Source organism: Mesorhizobium sp. M1227, from assembly GCF_040318315.1.
GTDB lineage: Bacteria > Pseudomonadota > Alphaproteobacteria > Rhizobiales > Rhizobiaceae > Mesorhizobium.
In genome coordinates this window covers 152248-169259 of sequence record NZ_JAMYLZ010000001.1, presented here as the reverse complement: position 1 = coordinate 169259, position 17012 = coordinate 152248, and the positions used below count along the sequence as shown (strand labels likewise).

19 protein-coding genes are annotated in these 17012 nt (G+C 63.4%); 8 read left to right on the top strand and 11 right to left on the bottom strand.

Going from position 1 to position 17012, the window contains the following annotated elements; translation table 11 throughout:
- Positions 1-58 precede the first annotated feature (58 nt).
- From NKH28_RS00845 to NKH28_RS00835, 3 genes are all read right to left on the bottom strand, one after another.
- Positions 59-634, bottom strand: a complete 576-nt coding sequence (locus NKH28_RS00845; protein ID WP_352451627.1) for a YceI family protein — start codon at positions 632-634, stop codon at positions 59-61.
- Between the two features lie 67 nt (positions 635-701).
- Positions 702-1280, bottom strand: coding sequence for a cytochrome b (locus tag NKH28_RS00840; protein ID WP_352977557.1), 579 nt, complete (start codon positions 1278-1280; stop codon positions 702-704).
- A 60-nt stretch (positions 1281-1340) separates the two neighbouring features.
- On the bottom strand, positions 1341-2231 hold the full coding sequence (locus NKH28_RS00835) for a LysR family transcriptional regulator (protein WP_352743896.1): 891 nt from the start codon (positions 2229-2231) through the stop codon (positions 1341-1343).
- 107 nt (positions 2232-2338) lie between these two features.
- Here NKH28_RS00835 and NKH28_RS00830 point away from each other — a divergent pair, with 107 nt between their 5' ends.
- Positions 2339-3334, top strand: coding sequence for an aldo/keto reductase (locus tag NKH28_RS00830; RefSeq protein ID WP_352744005.1), 996 nt, complete (start codon positions 2339-2341; stop codon positions 3332-3334).
- A gap of 270 nt (positions 3335-3604) precedes the next feature.
- Here the strand turns inward: NKH28_RS00830 and NKH28_RS00825 are convergent, their stop codons facing one another.
- The 7 genes from NKH28_RS00825 to infC form a co-directional block, all read right to left on the bottom strand.
- Complete coding sequence (locus NKH28_RS00825) at positions 3605-4207, bottom strand: nucleotidyltransferase family protein (protein WP_352501131.1); 603 nt, start codon at positions 4205-4207, stop codon at positions 3605-3607.
- Between the two features lie 37 nt (positions 4208-4244).
- The gene (pheT, locus tag NKH28_RS00820; protein ID WP_352977554.1) at positions 4245-6653 is read right to left on the bottom strand and encodes a phenylalanine--tRNA ligase subunit beta; all 2409 of its coding nucleotides are present in this window, start codon (positions 6651-6653) and stop codon (positions 4245-4247) included.
- 106 nt (positions 6654-6759) lie between these two features.
- Positions 6760-7845, bottom strand: a complete 1086-nt coding sequence (pheS, locus tag NKH28_RS00815; RefSeq protein ID WP_352451635.1) for a phenylalanine--tRNA ligase subunit alpha — start codon at positions 7843-7845, stop codon at positions 6760-6762.
- 96 nt (positions 7846-7941) lie between these two features.
- Positions 7942-8343 (bottom strand): 50S ribosomal protein L20, encoded by a 402-nt coding sequence (gene rplT, locus NKH28_RS00810; RefSeq protein WP_006201247.1) that lies wholly within the window; start codon positions 8341-8343, stop codon positions 7942-7944.
- Between the two features lie 35 nt (positions 8344-8378).
- Positions 8379-8582 carry a 50S ribosomal protein L35 gene (gene rpmI, locus NKH28_RS00805; protein WP_006201248.1) on the bottom strand — a complete coding sequence of 68 codons (204 nt, stop codon included), beginning with the start codon at positions 8580-8582 and terminating at the stop codon, positions 8379-8381.
- A 192-nt stretch (positions 8583-8774) separates the two neighbouring features.
- Entirely contained in the window at positions 8775-9416 is a 642-nt protein-coding gene (locus NKH28_RS00800; protein ID WP_352451636.1) for a methyltransferase family protein, read from the bottom strand.
- 200 nt (positions 9417-9616) lie between these two features.
- On the bottom strand, positions 9617-10153 hold the full coding sequence (gene infC / locus NKH28_RS00795) for a translation initiation factor IF-3 (protein ID WP_023677573.1): 537 nt from the start codon (positions 10151-10153) through the stop codon (positions 9617-9619).
- A gap of 215 nt (positions 10154-10368) precedes the next feature.
- Here infC and NKH28_RS00790 point away from each other — a divergent pair, with 215 nt between their 5' ends.
- From NKH28_RS00790 to NKH28_RS00775, 4 genes are all read left to right on the top strand, one after another.
- Entirely contained in the window at positions 10369-11136 is a 768-nt protein-coding gene (locus tag NKH28_RS00790) for an alpha/beta hydrolase (protein WP_352451637.1), read from the top strand.
- Positions 11137-11140: 4 nt separating this feature from the next.
- Complete coding sequence (locus NKH28_RS00785; protein WP_352819521.1) at positions 11141-12283, top strand: benzoate/H(+) symporter BenE family transporter; 1143 nt, start codon at positions 11141-11143, stop codon at positions 12281-12283.
- A 117-nt stretch (positions 12284-12400) separates the two neighbouring features.
- Positions 12401-12889, top strand: a complete 489-nt coding sequence (locus tag NKH28_RS00780; RefSeq protein WP_352616779.1) for a DUF2852 domain-containing protein — start codon at positions 12401-12403, stop codon at positions 12887-12889.
- A 97-nt stretch (positions 12890-12986) separates the two neighbouring features.
- The gene (locus NKH28_RS00775; protein ID WP_352977551.1) at positions 12987-13745 is read left to right on the top strand and encodes a M48 family metallopeptidase; all 759 of its coding nucleotides are present in this window, start codon (positions 12987-12989) and stop codon (positions 13743-13745) included.
- A gap of 73 nt (positions 13746-13818) precedes the next feature.
- Here the strand turns inward: NKH28_RS00775 and NKH28_RS00770 are convergent, their stop codons facing one another.
- Entirely contained in the window at positions 13819-14037 is a 219-nt protein-coding gene (locus NKH28_RS00770; protein ID WP_254815955.1) for a hypothetical protein, read from the bottom strand.
- Between the two features lie 162 nt (positions 14038-14199).
- Between NKH28_RS00770 and NKH28_RS00765 the strand changes: the two genes are divergently transcribed.
- The 3 genes from NKH28_RS00765 to trpA are packed head-to-tail and all read left to right on the top strand — an operon-like array spanning position 14200 to position 16985.
- Positions 14200-14859, top strand: a complete 660-nt coding sequence (locus tag NKH28_RS00765; RefSeq protein ID WP_352616834.1) for a phosphoribosylanthranilate isomerase — start codon at positions 14200-14202, stop codon at positions 14857-14859.
- 33 nt (positions 14860-14892) lie between these two features.
- Positions 14893-16143 carry a tryptophan synthase subunit beta gene (gene trpB, locus NKH28_RS00760; protein WP_352539997.1) on the top strand — a complete coding sequence of 417 codons (1251 nt, stop codon included), beginning with the start codon at positions 14893-14895 and terminating at the stop codon, positions 16141-16143.
- Positions 16144-16145: 2 nt separating this feature from the next.
- Complete coding sequence (trpA, locus tag NKH28_RS00755) at positions 16146-16985, top strand: tryptophan synthase subunit alpha (RefSeq protein WP_352539996.1); 840 nt, start codon at positions 16146-16148, stop codon at positions 16983-16985.
- The last annotated feature ends 27 nt before the right edge of the window (positions 16986-17012 follow it).

Sequence of the window (17012 nt, the reverse complement as noted above, 5' to 3'; positions counted from 1 at the left end):
TTGCCCTAATTCAGGAGAAAAGCCAATGCGGGGGCGAGGAACCCCGGTCCTGCAAAGACTATCCCCGCTTGCCGGTCAGCGTCATGTCGAAATCGACGACGTTGGAGTAAATCGGCGTGCCGACATCCATGCCATAGCGCGACCGCAGCACCTTGCCGGTGACGTGGAATTTTATCGCGCCCGCCCTGAGGCCGCCGAGCTCGGCCGTGAATTTTTCCTGAAAGGTCTTGCCGCGCGCCGTCAGCCGGCCGGTGACAAGGGCTGACGTGTCGCCGGTGCGTTTGACGCTGGTCGAACGGAACTGGATCTCCGGATTGTTGGCCGCGTCGAAAACAGCGTCCGAGCGGAGAAAGGCATCGATGCGGCTTTGGCCGGTACCGACGCTTTCGGGGAAGATGGTGAAATTGACCTGGGACCGGCCGACATCGCTGTTGTCGATAAGGATACTGCCCTTGAAGCGGGAGAAAGCACCGTCGAGCCCGCCGCCGCCGAGCTTGCCGATGGAGAAATGGATGCTGGAACTCCCCGGGCTGATCGTGTAGCTGCCGGCCGCCTCGCCAAGGGCAACGGCGGCGAAAACAGGCATGGCAAAACAAGCGGCGGCTGCCGCAAATCCGAAGATGCGCGCGTACATGGAAATGGTCCTCTTTGCAGGAACGCTTTCTTGCGTCCTCGCCCCATCAACGAATGAGCCGTCCGCTCTATTCCCTGTCGTGACGTGACGAAGCCGTGATCATGCGCGTCAGCACGGTATCCCTCAGCCAGAAATGATGACGCAGCGCTGCGGCCAGATGCAATGCGACAAGTCCGATGCCGGCATAGGCGAGATACCAGTGCGTCGCTGCCCAGAAGCTTTCTGCCGTGTCCGATTCACCGAGCGGCAGATTGGGCATGACGAACAGATTGAACGGCACGCTCGGGATCTCCAGCACCGAGACCGAGACCAGCGCCCAGCCGGACAACGGCAGAGCGAGCTGAAACGCATAAAGCGCGAGATGGACCAGCGGCGCCGCACGGCGCTCGAAAGGCCCGACCGAGCGCGGCAGCGGCGGGGCCGGTCTGCCTAGGCGCCAGGCGATGCGCAGGATGACCAGTCCAAGCAGCAGGAAGCCGAAGGATTTATGCAGCTGGATCAGCTCGAAGGTGGTGCGCTGGCCGGACAGCCGCACCATGACGAAGCCGAGCACGAACTGGCCGATAAAGAGCGCCGCGATCAGCCAGTGAAGGATGATCGCCGTCCAGCCGTAGCCGGCAGTCTGGTTTTTGGGCAGTGCTGACATGGTCGGTGAACGAATGCCAGGTCGGCTTTCTTCCACCTCTCCCTTGTGGGGAGGGTTGGCTTACTCGCCGACCTTGAAAAAATCGACAAAGGCTCTGAGCGCCGGCCGCATCTGGCGGCGGCTGGGGTAATAGACGAAGAAGCCGTCGAAGCGCGGGCACCAGTCCTCCAGCACGCGAACGAGCTTGCCGGCGGCGAGCGCGTCGCGGACATAATCCTCGAACACGAAGGCGAGCCCGGCGCCGTCGACTGCGGCGTTGGCAATCAGATGGTCCTCGTCGAGGATCAGCGGCCCCTGCACCGCTATCTCGATCTCCTCGCCGTTTTGCTCGAATTCCCAGCGGTAGAGAATGCCGCTGGAGAAGCGGAAGCGGATGCAGCGGTGAGCGGCGAGATCGCGCGGATGCTGCGGTTTTGGCATGGTCTCGAAATAGGCTGGCGCGCCGACCACGGCGCCCCGAAGGTCTGGTCCGATGCGCACCGCGATCATGTCGCGCTGCAGGCTCTCGCCCAGTCGCACACCGGCATCGAAGCCGCCCTCGACGACGTCGGTGAAGCGGTCCTCGATGACGATCTCCAGCACGATGTCGGGATAGGCAGCCGCAAAGGCGCTGAGCCTCGGCGTCAGCGCCAGATGGGCCGCGGTGCGCGGCACGGTCAGCCTGAGATTGCCCGCCGGCCGGTGGCGCGCCTCGATCGCCGATTCCAGCGCCAGCTCGATTTCCGACAGCGCCGGCCTGAGGCGCTCGAGCAGTTGCGCGCCCTCCTCGGTCGGAGCGACGCTGCGCGTGCTGCGCGCCAGAAGCCGCACGCCGAGGCGCGCTTCGAGGCTGGACACCGCGTGGCTGACCGCCGATGGCGCGATTGCCAGTTCCTTGGCGGCGCCGCGAAAACTGCCGCATTGGGCGACCATTGCCAGTACCGCGAGCTGTGAAAGATGGGTTCGCTTCATTGATCTATTTCTTGGAACAGCCCGTGCAAATGAGAGCCGATTATCGAACTCGGCGCAAGACGCTATCTCTGCGGCATCACAACCATCACAACAAGGAGACACGCGTGATGCAAACCCGCAAGCTTGGCAATGAACTTGACGTCTACCCGGTCGGCCTCGGCTGCATGGGGATGAGCTTTGCCTATGGTGGCCAGCCGGAGGCGGAGGCGATTGCCACGTTGCGCCATGCCGTCGAGATCGGGGTCAATTTCTTCGACACGGCCGAGGTCTATGGCCCTTACGAGAACGAGATCCTGGTCGGCAAGGCGCTGAAGCCGGTGCGTGACAAGGTGACGATCGCAACCAAATTCGGCTTCAAGATCCTCGAAGAAGGCAGCGGCATGGAGCGCATGGCCGGTGTCGATAGCCGCCCGGAGCATGTCAAGGCCGTGGCCGAAGCGTCATTGAAGCGGTTGGATACGGAGGTGATCGATCTCTATTACCAGCACCGCGTCGACCCCAACGTGCCGATCGAGGATACGGTCGGCGCCATGGCCGAGCTGGTGCGCGAGGGCAAGGTGCGGGCGCTCGGCCTGTCGGAGGCGAGTGCGGCGACCATCCGCCGGGCGCATGCCGTGCATCCGATCGCCGCGGTGCAGAGCGAGTATTCACTGTGGAGCCGCGATCCGGAGGGGGAAGTGTTTGCCGTCTGCCGCGAGCTCGGCATCGGCTTTGTCCCGTATAGCCCGCTCGGCCGCGGCCTGCTCACCGGCACGATCGCCAAGCCCGATGTTCTCGGCGCCGACGACTGGCGCCGCGGGTTGCCGCGCTTCCAGGCCGACGCCATGGCGGCCAATGCGGCGGTCGTCGCCGTGCTGGAAAAGATGGCCGCCGGGAAGGGCGTGACGCCGGCGCAGCTGGCGCTCGCCTGGGTGCTGCATCAGGGCGACTTCATTGTCCCGATCCCTGGTGCGCGAAAAATGCGCCATCTGGAGCAGAATACGGCGGCAGCCGATATCGTGCTGAGCCAGGCCGAGGTGGCATCCATCGGCGACGCCCTGTCGCCGGAAAAGGTGGTCGGCAAGCGCTATACCGAGGAGCTGCTGGCGCTGGTTAACGGGTGAACGGCAATCGACGGCCTAATCGAAACGGGGCGTTTCGGCACCCCTTTTCGACTAATACGGTGCGATGCAAAGCGTTGTGAGACCTCGGCGCGAGGCACCCCCCTCTGTCCTGCCGGACATCTCCCCCTCAAGGGGGGAGATTGGCAGTTCCCGCGCCCTGCCCGCCCTTCCGGCGCCGGTGATTGGCGAAAGCCGAGGCGACATCCGATCTCCCCCCTTGAGGGGGAGATGCCCGGCAGGGCAGAAGGGGGTGCCTCGCGCCGACATTTCCTACCAAGGCACGACACTGATCTCCGGCCAGTTCTCCCTGGCACGCGCGCCCTTTGCCTCGTGCGTCTGGCGACTGTCCAGTACCCGGTTCGGCGTGATGCGAAACGAGAAGATGTCATCCAGGCCAAACGGCGCAACGAGATCAAGTCGCCCGTCCGTATCGAAGCGGACACCGACCGCATGGGTCTTCGAGGCGAAGAAGCGAACCGAGTCGCTGGAACTGGAATAACATGGACAGGACCGTCCGAACTTGGACGGATACCATAGATGCACCCGCGCCTGGTTGCGAATCTCGACCGGTAGGGGCAGATCGGCAAAGACCGGCGCGGCGCGGGCGATCACACTGTCCTCGGCTTCATAGGACAGATCGCTCTCATCGAAATAGAACAGGTCGACATCCCGGATGCCGTACCCCGAGGGCTTTCCGGTCAGATGATTCCAGACGCTGTTGTAAAGCGCGCCGGACACGACCAGCCAGTCCGGCAGGCCCAGCACCCGTACCCGCGACAGCGTCTCGGCAATCAGCGGATCGGCCGAGACGATATCGAGAAAGGCTGCACGCTGTTTCTCGAAAGACAGCCCGCAATAGCGCAAATGGTCCATCGCCCTTTGGACGGCGATTCGCCATATGTCCGCAAGCTCAGCCGCGCAGCACGCCGCCGGTCTGCTTGCCGACATTATCGACGATGCGCTTGGCCAGCGCCTCGAAATCCTCGTCGGTCAGCGTCTTTTCGACCGGCTGGATCGACACTTCGATGGCGATCGATTTCTTCGCCGCGCCGAGCGCTGCACCCTCGAAAACATCGAACACCGAGACGCCGGAAATCAGCTTTCGATCGGCGGCAAGGGCGGCGCGAACGAGTGTGCCGGCTTCGACCGCCTTGTCGACGACGAAGGCGAAATCGCGCTTGACCGCCTGGAAGGCGGACAGATCCAGTCTCGGCTTTGTTCGCGTCGGCTTGGCCTTCGGCTCGGGCACGGTATCGATGAACACTTCGAAGCCGCAAAGCGGGCCGGAGACGTCAAGCCCCTCCAGCGTCTTCGGGTGGAACTCGCCAAACGTGCCAAGGATTACCTTCGGCCCAAGCTTGATCGTGCCGGAGCGGCCGGGATGATACCAGGCCGGGCCGCCGGCCTCGATCTGCAGCCGCTCGACCGGCGCGCCGCAGGCTTCGAGTGCTGCGATCGCATCGGCCTTGACATCGAAGACGCCGACGGCGCCGGCATTGCCGGCCCAATGGCGGCCGGAGCCCTCGAGCTTGGCGGTGCCGCGCCGCACGCCGGCGGCAACACGCCGCTGCTGGTCGGCGCCGTCGCCCTCATAGGTGCCCGACACTTCGAACAGCGCGACATCGCCGATGCCCCTGTCGGCATTGCGCTGTGCTGCCGCAATCAGCCCCGGCAGCAGCGACGGCCGCATGTCCGACATATCGGCGGCGATCGGGTTGGCAAGCTTCAGCGCCTGCTGGCCGCCGCCGAACAATTCGGCGTGTTTTGCCGGAATGAACGACCAGGTGACGGCCTCCATCATGCCGCGCACGGCAAGTGCCCGCTTGGCGGCGCGGGTGCGGATCTGCAGCACAGTCAGGATCCTGGCGTTGACCGCATCGTGCGAACCGAGCGGCTGCGGCGCGATGTTGTCGACGCCGTGGATGCGCATGACCTCCTCGACCAGGTCGGCCTTGCCGTCGACATCCGGCCGCCAGGACGGGACCGCCACATTGACGACATCGCCCGTGCCCTCCGGCCTGAAGCCGAGGCGGGCAAGAATGTCGAGGCTTGTCGAGCGCGGCACTTCGATGCCGGTCAGCCGCTTCACTTCCGACAATGGGAACGAGACGATCTTCGGCTGATGGCCGGCATAGCCGACGACTTCGGTTTGCGCCGGCGTACCGCCGCAGAAATCGAGCACCAGCTTCGTCGCCAGCTCCAAGCCGGGAACCATCATTTCCGGGTCGACGCCACGCTCGAAGCGGTAGCGTGCATCGGTGATGATGCCGAGCGTGCGGCCGGTGCGGGCGGTGGTGATCGGGTCCCAAAGCGCCGACTCGATCAGCACGTCGGTGGTGTTCTCGTCGCAGCCGGAATGCTCGCCGCCCATGATGCCGGCAATCGATTCGATGCCGTCCTGGTCGGCGATGACGCACATCTCCGGCGTCAGCGTGTATTCGCGGCCGTCGAGCGACAGCACCTTTTCGCCATCACGCGCCCGGCGCACGGCGAGATTGCCGGTGACCTTCGCAGCGTCGAAGACATGCAGCGGCCGGCCGCGGTCGAAGGTGACGTAATTGGTGATATCGACGAGCGCGCTGATCGGCCTCAAGCCGATGGCGAGAAGCCTTTGCTGCAGCCATTTCGGCGACGGTCCGTTCTTGACGCCGCGCACCAGGCGCAGCGCAAAGCCGGGACAGAGCTCCGGCGCTTCGATCGTCACCTTGACCGGCGTCTCGCCCTTGCCGGGGATCGGCTCTATCGGCGCGCTCTTCAGCGTGCCGAGCCCGCTCGCCGCCAGATCGCGGGCGATGCCATGGACACTGGTCGCATCCGGCCGGTTCGGCGTCAGATTGATCTCGATCAGCGGATCATCGAGATGGGCATAGGCGGCGAAGCTGGTACCGACCGGCGCATCGGCCGGAAGGTCAATGATGCCGTCATGCTCCTCGGACAATTCGAGCTCGCGCTCGGAGCACATCATGCCGTGGCTTTCAACGCCGCGGATCTTGCCGACGGTCAGCGTCACGTCGATGCCGGGAATATAGGTGCCCGGTGCTGCAAAGGCGCCGACCAGGCCCGCGCGGGCGTTCGGCGCTCCACACACGACCTGCACCGGCGGCTTGCCGTCGCCTGTGTCGACGGTCAGCACGCGAAGCCGGTCGGCGTCGGGATGCTGGACCGCCGTCAGCACCTTGGCGATGACGAAGGGAGCCAGGCTCGCCCGGTCGTCGACATGCTCGACCTCGAGGCCGATCGAGGTGAGACGCTCGACGATTTCCGCCAGCGAGGCGTCTGTCTCGAGATGATCCTTGAGCCAGGAGAGGGTGAGTTTCATGACTGTGTTCCGTCTGGTCTGGGCATGTTGCACTTGAAGCTATGCGCCCGCGCGTCGGACATGTGCAGGAAGGCGAGCTGCCTGCGGATTTGCTGCGGCCCGGTCGTCACGCGCTCAAGCCCCCGAACAGCGTCGGCATGTCAAGCGGCCTAAAACCGTAATGCGACAGCCAGCGCACATCGGCGTCGAAGAAGGCGCGCAGATCCGGCATGCCGTATTTCAGCATGGCGATACGGTCGATGCCCATGCCCCAGGCGAAGCCCTGGTATTCGTCGGGATCGAGCCCGCCGTAACGGAGCACATTGGGGTGGACCATGCCGCAGCCGAGAATCTCCATCCAGTCGGAGCCTTCGCCGAAGCGCACCTCGCCGGGCCGCGAACGGTCGCACTGGATGTCGACCTCGAGGCTGGGCTCGGTAAACGGGAAGAAAGACGGCCGGAAGCGCATCTTGACGCTCGGCACCTCGAAGAAGGCTTTGCAGAACTCCTCCAGCACCCATTTCATGTTGGCGACGTTGGCCGATTTGTCGATCACCAGCCCCTCGACCTGATGGAACATCGGCGAGTGGGTGGCATCGGAATCCTGCCGGTAGGTCTTGCCGGGGATGACGATGCGGATCGGCGGCTTCTGCATCTCCATGGTGCGGATCTGCACCGGCGAGGTGTGGGTGCGCAAAAGCTTGCGCTCGCCCTGCTCGTCCGGCTGAAAGAAGAACGTGTCGTGCATCTCGCGCGCCGGGTGGCCTTCCGGGAAGTTCAGCGAGGTGAAATTGTAATAGTCGGTCTCGATGTCGGGACCTTCGGCGATGGCAAAGCCGAGATCGCCGAAAATCGCTGCGATCTCGTCGATAACCTGGCTGATCGGATGGATGCGGCCGCGCTCGGCCGGCGATTGCCTGACCGGCAAGCTGACGTCGACCTTCTCGGCGGCAAGCCGTGCCGTGATCGCCACATCTTTCAGCTCGGCGCGGCGCGCCGAAAGTGCCTCGGTGACGCGGTTCTTGAGGCCGTTGATTGCCGGGCCCTTGACCTGTCGCTCCTCGGCGCTCATCGAGCCGAGTGTCTTCAGCATCTCGGAAACCGAGCCCTTCTTGCCAAGGGCAGAGACACGCACCGCCTCGATCGCCTGCTCGTCGGCGGCCGAGGCGATCTCGGCCATCAGGGAATTTTCGAGAGTTTCCATGTCACTCATGTTCCAGATCCGATTGGAAGCAAAGAAAAACCCGCGCCAGCCCTGCCAGCGCGGGTTTCCCAAATCAAGTGTCGAATAGCTTGGGAAGCGCTGGTCTTAAGCGACAGCGCTTTCAAAAGCATTCGGCGTGGTATTCTTCAGGTATTCGAGCGCGACTTTGGCCTTGGCCACGAGTGCGGCGAAGGCCTGCGGCTCGTGGATGGCCATGTCCGACAGGATCTTGCGATCGATCTCGATCCCGGCCTTGTTGAGACCGTCGATGAAACGGCCATAGGTCAGGCCATGCTCATGCGTCGCCGCATTGATGCGCTGGATCCACAGCGCGCGGAACGAGCGCTTGCGGTTCTTGCGGTCGCGATAGGCGTACTGCAGCGACTTTTCCACCGCCTGCTTGGCGATGCGGATGGTGTTCTTGCGACGGCCGTAAAAACCCTTGGCGGCTTTCAGGACCTTCTTGTGCTTGGCGTGCGAGGTGACGCCTCTCTTTACGCGTGCCATGTCATGATCTCCTTAACGCTGTCCAGACCGAATGCTCAGAGGCCGTTCGGCAGAAAATTCTTGATGACCTTCTTGCCATCCGGTTCAGCCAGAACCATCGTGCCGCGGGCATTTCGAATGAACTTGTTGGACCGCTTGATCATGCCGTGACGCTTGCCGGCTGCAGCCGACAGAACTTTACCCGTACCTGTGATCTTGAACCGCTTCTTGGCGGCCGATTTGGTCTTCATCTTGGGCATTTTGCTACTCCGTTTATATGCGCACCAATGCGCTTGTTTGTTCGCTTCAGGCCGACCAAAGCCCGAAAAGCAAATGAAACCGCCACGGCATGCCCTGCCGGGCGGTTTTTTGGGAACGGCGGTCCTATACGTCAAAGCGGGGGCGCGCGCAACACCCCGTGCCCAGCAACACTGTACTCAGCAACACCGTACTCAGGGGAAACGGAACAGCACCGGCAATATGCCGGACTGCTGGGCGCCGTCGATCAGTTCGAAAGCCGGCAAGGCAACCAGGAAGACCAGACCGTCGAGCAGCGTGGTTCGCAGCAGGCGCGGCTTGAAGCCGCCGGTGTCGCCTTCCTGATACAGCGACAGTTTCGGGAAGAAGCGCGGCACTTTCAACAGGTAGGCCTGGTATGGCGCGCCAAGAACCTGCCTGAGGAATTTCTCCTCGCGCAGGATAACGATGTAAAATGCACCCGCGCAGAGCGCTCCAAAGCCGATCGTGGCGGTGATGGAGCCGATCTGTGCGCCGACACCGGCGGCAGCTAAAGTAGAGAAGACATAGAGCGGGTTGCGGGTGATCGAATAGGGTCCGCCGGTCACCACTTCGGAGGATTTGCGTCCACCAATATAGAGCGTCGACCACAAGCGTCCGACAACGCCGAGAAAGATCAGCAGGACGCCGACCATTTCGATCGTTTCATGCACAGGCGTATCGGGCGGAAAAACCGACTGCCCGAACAAAAGCATCGCGAAAAGGACGACGACGACGACGGCAAGCACCATCCTGCGCGTGTGCTGGTAGCTGCCCAGCCCATATTTGGCTTCCGAATGCTTGACGTCATTGACCATGTCGGGAATCCGATCGTCGAGGGAACCAGAGCGTCTTTGCTCTCGCCGGCGATCGCAGCGTCTGGCCAAGAAACAGGCGCCCCGCCGATCGCCGGGACGCCTTGCAACATGATTCAGGCGGATTTAATGCACGTCGCCCAAAAGTGCGCTGCGGTTTTGCGACAACGACATGCACAAACAGAACTAAAGCGCAACGCGCTTTAGCGGGGCGCCAGCACCATCATCATCTGGCGGCCTTCGAGCTTCGGTTCGGCTTCGACCTTGGCGATGGGCGCCACTTCCTCGCGAACCTTGTTCAGAAGCTGCATGCCGAGTTCCATATGCGCCATCTCGCGACCGCGGAAGCGCAATGTCAGCTTGACCTTGTCGCCTTCCTCGAAAAAGCGCCGGACGGCCTTCATCTTGGTCTCGTAGTCGTGGCTGTCGATGTTCGGGCGCATCTTGATCTCCTTGATCTCGATGACCTTCTGGTTCTTGCGCGCCTCGGCCGCCTTCTTCTGGTTGGCGTATTTCAGCTTGCCGAGATCGAGGATCTTTACGACGGGCGGCACTGCATTGGGCGATATCTCGACCAGATCGAGCCCAGCCTCTTCGGCGAGCAGCAATGCGTCGTTGATGGAGACATCGCCGCGGTTCTGGCCTTCGGCGTCGATTAGCTGGACCCGGGGAACCCGGATGTCACGGTTGGAGCGCGGGCCTTCCTTGGTGGGCGCCGCTGCTTTGAAAGGTCTGCGAATGGTCGTGGTCTCCTTGAGCCGTTTCGTTAAGGGGTTCTTCGGTTCAGAATTGCGAACGCGCAATGTGGTGAGCGCGCGGTCGGAGTCAATAGCACAGCATTCTCAGGAAATCACCTGCTCGATGGAATGCTCCTCTGCACCAAGCGAAGAAAGTGGCGGAGCACTTTTCGTTGAATGCCTTGCTGTGCCAAAAGACCGGCGTGAGGGAATACACCATGAGCACCACCCCGATCTTCCTGGACGTCGACGGGACGAGCATCGCCGTCAGGCATGCGGCAGGTGTCGAGCCCGGCATCGTCTGGCTTGGCGGCTACAAATCCGACATGCTGGGCACCAAGGCCGAAACCTTGTCGGAATGGGCGCTCGGGGAAGGCCGCGCCTTCCTGCGCCACGATTATTCCGGCCACGGCGAATCGGGCGGCGCCTTTGCCGACGGCACCATCTCGAAATGGCTGGGCGAGAGCCTGGCGGTTTTCCGCCGTTTCACCCAGGGCAGGCAAATCCTGGTCGGTTCGTCGATGGGCGCGTGGATCGCGCTGCGCATGGTGCAGGAATTGCGCAAGGCGGGCGAGAACAGCGTCGCCGGCCTTGTGCTGCTGGCCCCGGCGCCCGATTTCACATTCGAACTGGTGGAGCCGGTGCTGACCGGGGCGCAGAAGCGCAACCTCAGGAAAAAGGGCTTTTTCGAAGAGCCGTCGGACTATTCCGCCGAACCGTACATCTACACGCGCGCACTGATCGAGGACGGCCGCAACAACCGGGTGATGACCGGGCCGATCGACACGCACTGTCCGGTCCACATCCTGCAAGGCCTGGCCGATCCCGACGTGCCGTCGAGCCATGCGTTGAAGCTGGTCAGCCTGCTGCCGGCCGACGACGTCACGCTGTCGCTCATCCCCGACGGCGACCACCGCCTGTCGCGGCCTCAAGACCTCGACATGCTGGTGCGGGCAGTGGACGCGATGGTGCGGCAGGCGGGATAGAGACATGCGCATTTCCATTCCGGTGTCCGCCTTCGTGGCGGCGATCGTCGGCTTCGGCGGTACGCTGGCCATCGTCATTGCCGCCGCCAAGGCGGTCGGCGCAACGCAGGTCGAGACCGCAAGCTGGGTGACGGCGCTTTGCCTGGCGATGGCGATCGAGAGCCTGTGGCTGTCCTGGCGTACGAAAATGCCGGTCATCACCGCCTGGTCGACGCCAGGCTTGGCGCTGATCGCCGCGTCGACCGGCTTTTCGATGGGTGAGGCGGTTGGTGCCTTCGTCGTCACCGCGGTCCTGCTGATCACCACCGGCCTGTTCGGGCCCTTGACCAAGCTGATCGCCAGAATACCGGCGTCCGTCGCGTCCGGAATGCTGGCCGGCATCGTCGTCACCTTCGCCATCAATGCGGTGAAAACCGTTCCCGTCGACCCCTGGCTGATCCTGCCGCTGGTTGCGGCGTTCTTCGTCATCCGCCTGTTCAACCCGGCCCTGTCGGTGCTGCTGGTGCTGATCGGCGGCGGTCTCGCCGCCTTCCTCACCGGCCGGGTCGGCGGTCTGCCGGCACCGGAACTCTCGAGCTTGACGCTGGTGATGCCGCAGTTCACCGCCACTGCGATCATCGGCCTCGCCTTGCCGCTCTACCTCGTCACCATGGCCTCGCAGAACCTGTCCGGCCTCGCCGTGCTGAGGGCAGCCGGCTATCATCCCGAACCCGGGCCGCTGATCGGCGTCACCGGCCTGTTTTCGCTGCTGACGGCGCCGTTCGGCGCCTCGACCACCAATCTGGCGGCAATCTCGGCGGCGATCTGCACCGGGCCCGACGTGCATCCCGATCCGGCCGAGCGCTGGAAGACCGGGCCGTTCTATGCGTTGGCCTATCTCGTCTTTGCCCTGTTCGGCGCCTCGCTGGTGGCGATCTTCGCCGTATTGCCGCAGAGCCTGATCGCGCTGGTCGCCGGCCTGGCGCTGATGGCGCCGCTCGCCAATGCACTGTCGATCGCCTTGAAAGACGAGGACGAGCGGATGGCCGCCACCGTCACCTTCGCCGTCACCGCATCGGGGCTGACGCTGTTCGGCGTCGGTGCGGCGTTCTGGGGCCTGATCGCCGGATTGGTCGTGCTTTTCCTTGAAATGCTCAAAAAGCGATAATCATTTCAGCCGCTTGTCCGGTTTTGGCGGTTGCTGTCTTGAATCGCCGTTTTCTTCATCCCATTTCGATTCCACGCAGCCGGATTTGGCTGTCTCCAACTGAAGGATTGGGAGAAAATGAACACATCTGCATTGATCCGTCCGGCCTGGACGCCGGCAACCATCGCGTTGATGGTAATCGGGTTCATGGTGTTCTGGCCGCTCGGCTTCGCCATGCTCGCCTACATCATCTGGGGCGATCGGCTCGAGGGCTTCAAGCGCGACGTCAACCGCGCCACCGACGGCATCTTCGCCGGTTGCCGCCGCGGTTCCGACAGGGCCGCGCGCTGGGGCCATGGCTCTGCACGCACCGGCAACGTCGCTTTCGACGACTGGCGCGAAAAGGAACTCGAGCGGCTTGCCGAGGAACGCCGCAAGCTCGACGAGATGCTGAGCGAGTTCGATGAATATGCCCGTGAATTGCGCCGCGCCAAGGACCAGGAAGAGTTCGATCGCTTCATGGCCAACCGCAACAAGTCGACGTCGCCCACGACGGGTGGGTCAACTGGCTCGACGACGAACAACAAACGCGGCGGCAACTCCACGCCAGGCCTGCTCGACGAGTAAGGTCCCGTGCCCAGATAGATAATCCAACGGCGTCGCGTCAGCGGCGCCGTTTCTTTTTTGTTCTAGTCGTTTCCCTCGAATCACGTATCGTCCCGGAATGTCCTTCGGCTTCTTCCGCACCCCGACGAAACCCAAGCCCACGCCCGTCGTGGAGCGCGAGCATTGCGTTGCCGGCCGCACGCTGCCGCTCAAGATCGTCGAGAACGACCGGGCGCGGCGCCTGACGCTGCGCATCGATTCCGGCGGCCGCGGTTTGCGCATCACCGTGCCGCCGGGGCTGCGCCGCGGCGAGGTGGAAAAATTCCTCGACCGCCATCAGGACTGGCTGGAGCAAAGGCTGGCCAAGGTACCCAACCGGCCGCAGGTGCGGCCCGGCATCAAGGTACCGGTGCGCGGTGTGCCGCATCGCATCGTCCATGAACCGTCGAAACGCGGAACCGTCACGCTGTCGCGCGACGAGCGCGGACCGCTGATGATCGTGCATGGCGAGCGTGTGCATCTGCCGCGCCGCATCGCCGATTTCCTGAAGCGCGAAGCCAAGCGCGAGATCGAGGCGCTGGTGACGAAGCACAGCGCGGCGATTGGCAAGCGAGCCAAGGCGATCCGTTTCAAGGACACGTCGAGCCGCTGGGGATCCTGCACGTCGGACGGCAATCTGGCGTTTTCCTGGCGCATCATGATGGCGCCGCGGCCGGTGATAAACTACCTCGTCGCGCATGAGGTGGCGCATCTCAAGGAGATGAACCACGGCCCGAAATTCTGGAAACTATGCGAGCAGCTTTGCCCGGATACCGAGCGCTGCAAGGACTGGCTCAAGCGCAATGGCGGCGCGCTGCAGGCGATCGCGTTCGAGTAGGATGCTTGTAGGGGCACGAATTGGAAACTGTAGCGATCCTTCGCGCCGGCCTCAATAGATTCTGCACTGCCGATCAATCGTCATTGGCTGCGTTCAACTCCTCCGGCCGCAACCCCTCATCGACATGGCGCGGCCAGGGCAGGAAATCCTTCTCGAAGGTCTCGTTGCTGAAATAAGCCAGCGCCCGGTGCGCCTCGGCGCCGTTGAAGGCTGCCTTGTCCATCAAATGAGCGATGACCTCATGGGCCTGCGCCAGCTTTTGCCTGAGTTCCGCGACGGTCTTTTCCGGCATGATCTTTGTTCTCCCGCCTCTGTGCCTGAGCAAGTAGCGTTGCGCTTATATTAGCAAGGTCGCGCGTTCCGCTCTTACATTAGCAAGGTAGCGCGTTCCGCGCTGGCGGCAAACAGGATGCTTTTTCTCGACTCTTTGGCCGTTTCATGCCAATCCCGCGCCATGGCGCTGGACATCAAGATATGCGGGTTGAAGACCGACAAGGCACTGGCTGCGGCATTGGCCGGCGGCGCCAGCCATGTCGGCTTCATTTTCTTTGCCAAAAGCCCGCGCTATGTCGAGCCGGCGGAAGCCGGCCGCCTGCGCGAAGCGGCGCGCGGCAAGGCCAAGGCGGTTGCCGTGACGGTCGACGCCAGCGATGCGTTCCTGGATGACATCGTCGAAAAGATGCAGCCCGATATGCTGCAGCTTCACGGCGCCGAGCCTCCCGAGCGGGTGGCCGAGGTGAAGGCCCGCTACGGCTTGCCGGTGATGAAGGCACTGCCGGTCAGCGAGGCCGCCGATCTCGGGCGAGTCAAGCCCTTCATCGGCATTGCCGACCGCTTCCTGTTCGATGCCAAGCCGCCTAAGGGTTCGGAATTGCCGGGCGGCAACGGTCTTGCCTTCGACTGGCGCATTCTGGCTGGCCTTGACGCCGGCGTCGATTACATGCTTTCCGGAGGGCTCAATGCCGGCAATATCGGCGACGCCTTTCGGCTGGCGAACCCGCCCGGAATAGATGTTTCCTCGGGCGTGGAGAGCGCGCCGGGCGTCAAGGAACCGGCGCTGATCGAACAATTTTTCCGCGCCGTCGGGGCAGCACGCGACAACCGCGCCGCCTGACCACGCTTCAAACCACAGACCAGGAGATCGGCGATGGACAAGCCGGCGATACCGAATTCCTTCCGCACCGGCCCCGACGAGCAGGGCATGTTCGGCATTTTTGGCGGTCGTTTCGTTGCCGAAACGCTGATGCCGCTGATCCTTGAGCTGGAGCGGCACTGGAACGAGGTCAAGAACGACCCGGATTTCAAGGCCGAACTGACCGATCTCTCGACGCATTACGCCGGGCGGCCGTCGAAGCTCTATTTCGCCGAAGGCCTGACCAGGCATCTTCGTGAGGTGTCCTCGGCGAAGGGCCTAGGCGGCGGCGCAAAGGTCTATTTCAAGCGCGAGGACCTGAACCACACCGGCTCGCACAAGATCAACAACTGCCTCGGCCAGATCCTGCTCGCCAAGCGCATGGGCAAGACGAGGATCATCGCAGAGACCGGTGCCGGCCAGCATGGCGTCGCTTCCGCTACGGTCGCGGCGCGCTTCGGGCTTCCTTGTATCGTCTATATGGGCGCGACCGATGTCGCCCGGCAAAGCCCCAACGTCTTTCGCATGAAGCTTCTGGGCGCCGAGGTGCGGCCGGTGACCGCCGGCCACGGCACGCTGAAGGACGCCATGAACGAGGCCCTGCGCGACTGGGTGACCAATGTCGAGGACACCTACTACCTGATCGGCACCGCCGCCGGCCCGCATCCCTATCCGGAGTTGGTGCGCGACTTCCAGTCGGTTATCGGCACGGAGGCGCGCGCTCAGATCCTCGAGCAGGAAGGCCGACTGCCGGACACCATCATCGCTTGTGTCGGCGGCGGTTCCAACGCCATCGGCCTGTTCCATCCCTTCCTCGATGACAGGCAGGTTCGCATCATCGGCGTCGAAGCCGGCGGCCGCGGCCTCGACGGCATCGAACATTGCGCCTCGATGAATGCCGGCGCGCCCGGCGTGCTGCATGGCAACCGCACCTACCTCCTGCAGAACGCCGACGGCCAGATCATGGACGGCCACTCGATCTCGGCCGGGCTCGACTATCCCGGCGTCGGTCCCGAGCACTCATGGCTGCGCGACTCCGGCCGCATCGACTATGTGCCGATCCTCGACGACGAGGCGCTGGAGGCGTTCCAGCTGACGACACGCGTCGAGGGCATCATTCCGGCGCTGGAATCGGCCCATGCCATCGCGCAGGCGGTGAAGATCGTGCCTGATATGGACAAGGACCAGATCGTCATCGTCAACCTGTCCGGCCGCGGCGACAAGGACGTGCATACGGTGGCCAATATGCTGGGCATGGAGATCTGATCATGGCCACCCGTATCGACCGCCGCATGGCAAAGCTGAAGGCCGAGGGGCGACCGGCACTCGTCACCTATTTCATGGGCGGCGACCCAGACTACGACACGTCTCTGTCGATCATGAAGGCACTACCGGGCGCCGGCAGCGACATCATCGAGCTCGGCATGCCGTTTTCCGATCCGATGGCCGACGGCCCGGCGATCCAGGCGGCCGGCCTGCGGGCGCTGAAGGGCGGCCAGACTCTGGTCAAGACGCTGAAGATGGCCTCGGAATTCCGCGCCGGCGACAGTGAAACCCCGATCGTCTTGATGGGCTATTACAATCCGATCTACATCTACGGGGTCGAGCGCTTCCTGAGCGATGCGCTGGCCAGCGGTATAGACGGGCTGATCGTCGTCGACCTGCCGCCTGAGATGGACGAGGAGCTTTGCATCCCGGCACTCAGGGCCGGCATCAATTTCATCCGGCTGGCGACGCCGACCACCGACGACAAGCGCCTGCCCAAGGTGCTGCAGAACACGTCGGGTTTCGTCTACTACGTCTCGATGACCGGCATTACCGGTTCGGCGCTGGCCGACACCGGCAGGGTGGCGGCAGCGGTCAAGCGCATCAAGAGCCATACCGACCTGCCGGTCTGCGTCGGCTTCGGCGTCAAGACCGCAGAGCAGGCGCGCACCATCGGCGCGTCGGCCGACGGCGTCGTTGTCGGCACCGCGATTGTCAATGCCGTCGCCAACGTGCTGGGGCCGAAAGGCGAAAAGACTGCCGATCCGGCCGAGGCCGTCGCCACGCTGGTCAGCGGGCTTTCGCAAGGGGTTCGCGCGGCTCGCCTTGCTGCCGCCGAATAATCTTCCTACGTCTTCTTAAGGGACAGG